The organism is Mesorhizobium sp. M7A.F.Ca.CA.001.08.2.1, assembly GCF_003998455.1.
In the GTDB taxonomy this organism is placed as follows: Bacteria; Pseudomonadota; Alphaproteobacteria; order Rhizobiales; family Rhizobiaceae; genus Mesorhizobium; species Mesorhizobium ciceri.
Genome location: NZ_RZPW01000423.1, coordinates 1 through 5,422 on the forward strand (window position 1 = coordinate 1; position 5,422 = coordinate 5,422).

The 5,422-nt window shown below is 63.4% G+C and carries 5 protein-coding genes; 1 reads left to right on the forward strand and 4 read right to left on the reverse strand.

Annotation, left to right across the window (positions count from 1 at the left end; genetic code table 11):
* Positions 1-128: 128 nt before the first annotated feature.
* Positions 129-1,151, forward strand: a complete 1,023-nt coding sequence (locus EN914_RS22600; protein ID WP_013529567.1) for a fatty acid desaturase — start codon at positions 129-131, stop codon at positions 1,149-1,151.
* Positions 1,152-1,276: 125 nt separating this feature from the next.
* On the opposite strand, the gene EN914_RS22605 is transcribed toward EN914_RS22600, so the two are convergent.
* The 4 genes from EN914_RS22605 to EN914_RS22620 all read right to left on the reverse strand — a co-directional run.
* Entirely contained in the window at positions 1,277-2,881 is a 1,605-nt protein-coding gene (locus EN914_RS22605; protein ID WP_024502836.1) for a GMC family oxidoreductase, read from the reverse strand.
* A 97-nt stretch (positions 2,882-2,978) separates the two neighbouring features.
* On the reverse strand, positions 2,979-3,512 hold the full coding sequence (locus EN914_RS22610) for a DUF934 domain-containing protein (RefSeq protein ID WP_024502837.1): 534 nt from the start codon (positions 3,510-3,512) through the stop codon (positions 2,979-2,981).
* A gap of 172 nt (positions 3,513-3,684) precedes the next feature.
* A complete protein-coding gene (locus EN914_RS22615; protein WP_024502838.1) occupies positions 3,685-4,449 on the reverse strand; it encodes a phosphoadenylyl-sulfate reductase in 765 nt (254 codons plus the stop codon).
* Positions 4,424-5,422 (reverse strand): nitrite/sulfite reductase (locus EN914_RS22620; RefSeq protein ID WP_164778851.1); only part of this gene is annotated, 999 nt, incomplete at its 5' end. The genes EN914_RS22615 and EN914_RS22620, both read right to left, overlap by 26 nt.

Sequence of the window (5,422 nt, forward strand, 5' to 3'; positions counted from 1 at the left end):
CGCTCAGAATCATCAGCAGGTCGAACCGGCGGTTGGCTGGCTCGCCCGCCGGGCCACGCGACAATTACGCACAGTAATTTTGCGTGATGTCGCCTTGCGGCGGCGAGGCACCCCGCCTATGCTTCCTGATGAACATGATTTCCCCTGAGACGGTCGCCAACAGCAAGCGCGCCTGGCTGAAGATTCTCGCCCGCTACAAGAAGCCTGACAGGCGGCGCAGCACCGTCGAACTCGCCATCACTCTCATTCCATTCGCCATACTCTGGGGCCTGTCCTCGGCGGCCTATGCCTATGGCCATTGGTGGGGACTGATCCTCATCCTTCCCGCGGCCGGGTTTCTGGTGCGCATCTTCATGATCCAGCACGATTGCGGCCACGGCTCCTTCTTCGCCAATCGCTACGCGGACGACTGGATCGGCCGCGCGCTCGGCATCCTGACGCTGACGCCCTACGATTGCTGGCGGCGCGCCCACGCGACCCACCACGCCAGCGCCGGCAATCTTGACGAACGCGGCATGGGCGACATCCGGACGCTGACCGTTGCAGAATACCGGCAGATGTCGTGGCGAGGCCGCCTTGCCTATCGTCTCTATCGCCACCCGCTGGTGATGTTCGGGCTCGGTCCGATCTGGCTGTTCATCTTCGAGCAAAGGCTGCCCGTCGGCATGATGCGCGGCGGCCTGACCCCTTGGGTGTCGTCGATGACCACCAATCTTGGCATCGCGGTCGCAGCAGCCATCCTCATTTGGTTCGTCGGTCCCGGCGCGTTCCTGGTGGTCCACCTGCCGATCGTCATCCTCGCCGGTTCGGCCGGCATCTGGCTGTTCTATGTCCAGCACCAGTTCGAGGAAACGGAATGGGCGAAGGATGTCGACTGGGAATTCCAGCACGCTGCCTTGCACGGATCGTCCTATTACGACCTCCCGCCGGTGCTGAACTGGTTCACCGGCAACATCGGTGTCCATCACGTCCATCACCTCTCCGCCAAGGTGCCGTGCTACCGGTTGCAGGAAGTGCTGCGGGATTATCCCGAGCTGCGCGACATCGGCCGTGTCACGCTGCTGGAAAGCCTGCGCTGCGTTAAACTGGCGTTGTGGGACGAGAACCGCCGCAAGCTGGTGTCGTTCCGCGAGGCACGGGCGGCGGCTTAAGCAATTCCAGCAGAGGTGTGAACGGTTTCCAGGGAAAGCGCGTAGCGTTTCCCTGAGGCAATTGCGTCAAACCAAGAAAAACAAAACGACCGCCAGTCTATAGGCACCGCGGCCTGGAGCTCCTATCAGGCAGCCCTGATCATGTCGGCGGCCTTTTCGGCGATCATGATGGTTGGCGCATTGGTGTTGCCACCAATCAGTGTCGGCATCACCGAGGCGTCCACGACACGCAAGGCTTCAAGCCCGCGCACCTTGAGTTGCGGATCGACCACCGCCATCTCGTCTACCCCCATCCGACAGGAGCCGACCGGGTGATAGACTGTGTCGGCGCGGGTGCGGATATGGGTCATCAGATCGGCATCGCTTGGCTCGCCGGCGATGTGCATTTCCTTGTGCCGGTAGCGCGTCAGCGCCGGTGAAGCCAGCACCTGCCGGGTGATCCTCACGCCTTTCAACAGCAGCTCCGCATCGCGCTGGTCGCTGAGAAAGCGCGGATCGATGCGCGGCGCGGCAAGTGGATCGGCGCTGGCCAGCCCAACCTCGCCACGCGAGTGCGGCCGCAATATGCAGACATGACAGGAGAAGCCGAAGCCGTAGTGCAGCGTGCGCGCATGGTTTTCGACCAGCCCGATGACGAATTGCAGCTGCAGGTCAGGGCGCTCAAGCGCCGGGTCGGATTTGACGAAAGCGCCGCTCTCGGCCGCCGGCGAGGCGACCAGCCCGGTCCCATCCCGCCGCCACTGCGCGATATGCCGTAGGAAACCCAACGCGCCGCGCGGGCTCATGCCAAGCATATCGGTGTCCTTCGATCTCCAGCCGACGATGAAATCGAGGTGGTCCTGCAGGTTCTTGCCGACGCCCGGCAATTCGTGGACGACGGGAATGCCATGCACGGCAAGTTCGGCCGCCGGGCCGATACCCGACAGCAACAAAAGCTGCGGCGAACCGAAGGCACCGCCACACAGGATCACCTCGCACGACGCCTGCGCCACTGCCTCGCCTTTGCGTGTCCGGTAGCGGATACCGGTGGCCCGCTTGCCGTCAAGGACGATGCCTGTGGCGTGCGCCCGCGTGATCACGGTCAGATTGGTCCGCTGCATCACCGGATGGAGATAGGCGGCGGCAGTCGAACAGCGCTCGCCATTGCGGGCGCCACCGGCAAATTGGGTCACCTGGAAATAGCCGGCGCCCTCTTGTTCCGGTCCGTTGAAATCGTCCGAGGCGCGAATCTGGTTTTCGGCACAAGCCTCTATGAAGGCCTTGGCGATTGGCCTCGGCGAGCGCTGGTTCGACACTTTCAGCGGGCCGTCCCCGCCGTGCAGGGCATCAGTGCCGCGCTCATTGCCTTCGGCGCGCCGGAAATAGGGCAGAACCTCATCCCACGACCAGCCCTCACAGCCCAGATCGGCCCATTCGTCATAGTCGCTGCGATGGCCCCTGACATAGAGCATCGCATTGATGGCGCTGGAGCCGCCCAGCGCCTTGCCGCGCGGCTGGTAGCCCTTGCGGCCGCCAAGACCTTGCTGCGGCACGGTTTCGAAGGCCCAGTTGTTGATCCTGGGCCGGCCGGAAAGCATACCGATAATGCCAGCCGGAGCGCGGATCAGCATATCCCTGCCCTCACCGCCAGCTTCGATCAGGCAGACCGTTTTCGAGGGATCTTCCGAAAGCCGTGCGGCAAGCGCACAGCCGGCGGACCCACCGCCGGCTATGACATAGTCGTAACGCATGAAGACCCCTCCCCGATCATTCCGGATTTTCCATCCGGAAGCTCAAGAGAAGGCTTGAACAGGGGGCGTTGTAAAGACGCGCGGAATTACCGCAACGTCAGCCGCTGCGAACGCGCCGCCAGGAGTATTTCGGGCCTTTTGGTTCCGGCACGGCGGCTGGCTGGTAGTAGAGCCCCAATCCGCCGATGCGGCCCTCCTCCAGGCGCTTCAACAGCACGGGGTTCGATATCTCGAACTCGTCGAAGCCCAGGCGCAGCATATGCGGCAGTTGGTCGACCAGTACCTGGCCCGTGGCGCGAACGGCACCTTCGAAATGGTAGCGGCCGCGCAGCAGTTCTCCCTTGGAGAAGGAGCGGCCGTCGCTGAAGGCCGGAAAGGCCAGCGCCACCAGCGACAGCTGGTCGAGCAGGTCGGCGATCTTCTCGAGCTGATCACCCGGCTGCAGCAAGACGCCGAGCCGTTCCTTGGCCGAGCGGCGCACCTCCGGATCGAGATCGAGGAAGACTTGCAACGGCAGGATAAAGCGGCCGTTGCCGGACAGCGCATCGGCGCTTTCGGCATGCGTCCACTCATCCTCCTGAAAACCCGCAGGGGTCCAGAGCCGGGTCTCCGGTGTCGTCGGTCCAGTCATCAAAAAGTTCCTAAACAGTCAAACGAACCAAGGATGTGTTGAGATTCAGGTCAGGCTGCGCCGAAAATGGCGGCTTCCGAGAACCGGAGCGGAGCGTACTTGAAGTACGTGAGCACCGGAAGCGCAGGAAGCCGCCGTTTGCAGGCCAGCCCCACCTGAATATCAGCATATCCTAAAGGGATGCGTCGGTCAGCGACTTCTCCAGCCCCGACAGGTGAATGCCGCACTCGGTCTTGGCATGACCGGCCCAGCGGCCGCTGCGCGCGTCCTCGCCCGGCTGCACCGGCTGCGTGCACGGGAAGCAGCCGATCGACAGATAGCCATAAGCGACCAGCGGATTTTCGCGCAGCGCATGCGCGCGCATATAGTCGGCCTGGTCCGATGTCGTCCAATGCGCCAGCGGATTGATGCGGATACGCGGCCCGACCGCCTCGAACACCGGCAGCGCTGCCCGCGTCGCGGCCTGAAAACGCTTGCGGCCAGTGAGCCAGGCACGAAATGGCGCGACACCGCGCGCCAGCGGCTCCACCTTGCGCACGTCGCAGCAGGCATCGGTATCGCTTTGGTGCAGATTGCCCGTCGGATCGATCCGTTCGAGTGCTGCTTCCTCGGGTTTGATCACCCTTATGTTGGTCAGCCCGAAATCGGCGGCAAGCGCATCGCGATAGCCGAGCGTCTCCTCGAAATGCTTGCCGGTGTCGAGGAAGATGACCGGCAGCGTCCGGTCGATCTTGGCGATCATGTGCAGCAGCACGGCCGAATCCGCGCCGAACGACGACACCGCCGCGATCTCGTCGAGGAACAGTTCGCGGGCCGAGCGTTCGATGATCTCGAGCGGCTTCAGATGACCATAGAGCGCATCGAGCCCTGCCGCTTTGGCGGCGATGCCGTCATCGACGTCTCCAATACGGTCAAGCGGCCTTGGCTTCGCCAGCATAGAGCGCCTCCTTGAACGGCGCGGGACCGACTCGGCGGTAGGCGTCGATGAATTTCTCTTGTGGGTCGAGCCGAAGGCCGAGATAGGTCTCGACGATCTGTTCGATGGCGTCGGTGATCTCTTCCGAAGAGAAGCCGCGGCCGATGATCTCGCCGACCGAGGTGTTCTCGTCGGCCGAGCCGCCCAGCGTCACCTGATAGAGTTCGGAGCCCTTCTTCTCGACGCCGAGGATGCCGATGTGGCCGACATGGTGATGACCGCAGGCGTTGATGCAGCCGGAGATCTTCAGCTTCAGTTCGCCGATCTCGCGCTGCCGCTCAAGCGAGGCGAAGCGGCGCGAGATTTCCTGCGCGATTGGGATCGAGCGCGCCGTGGCCAGCGCGCAGTAGTCGAGGCCCGGGCAAGCGATGATGTCCGATATCAGGTTGGAATTGGCCGTGGCCAGGCCGATGCCGACCAGCGCATCATAGACCGCCTTGAGGTCGGCGCGGGCCACATGCGGCAGGATCAGGTTCTGCTCATGGCTGACACGCAGCTCGTCAAAGCCATATGTCTCGGCGATGTCGGCAATTGCGTCCATCTGGCTGTCCGAGGCGTCGCCGGGCACCTCGCCGATGCCCTTCAGCGAGATCGTCACCGCCGCATAATCGGGATGGCGGTGCGTCACGACATTCTGGTCGAGCCACTCCGAGAACCCCTTGGAATCGAGCCGCGCCAGCTTGACCGCCTGGTCGCCTTCCAGCCGCTCAGCGAGTGCCGGTGGCGCGAAATAGGCCTCGATGGCGCGGATATCGGCTTCCGGCAGCTTCAGCTGGGCGTCTTTCAACTCTTGCCACTCGGCCTCGATTTGGCGGGTGATCTCCTCGACGCCGGTCTCATGGACGAGGATCTTGATGCGCGCCTTGTACTTGTTGTCGCGGCGGCCATAGAGGTTGTAAACGCGCAGGATCGCCGTGCAGTAGGACAAAAGGGC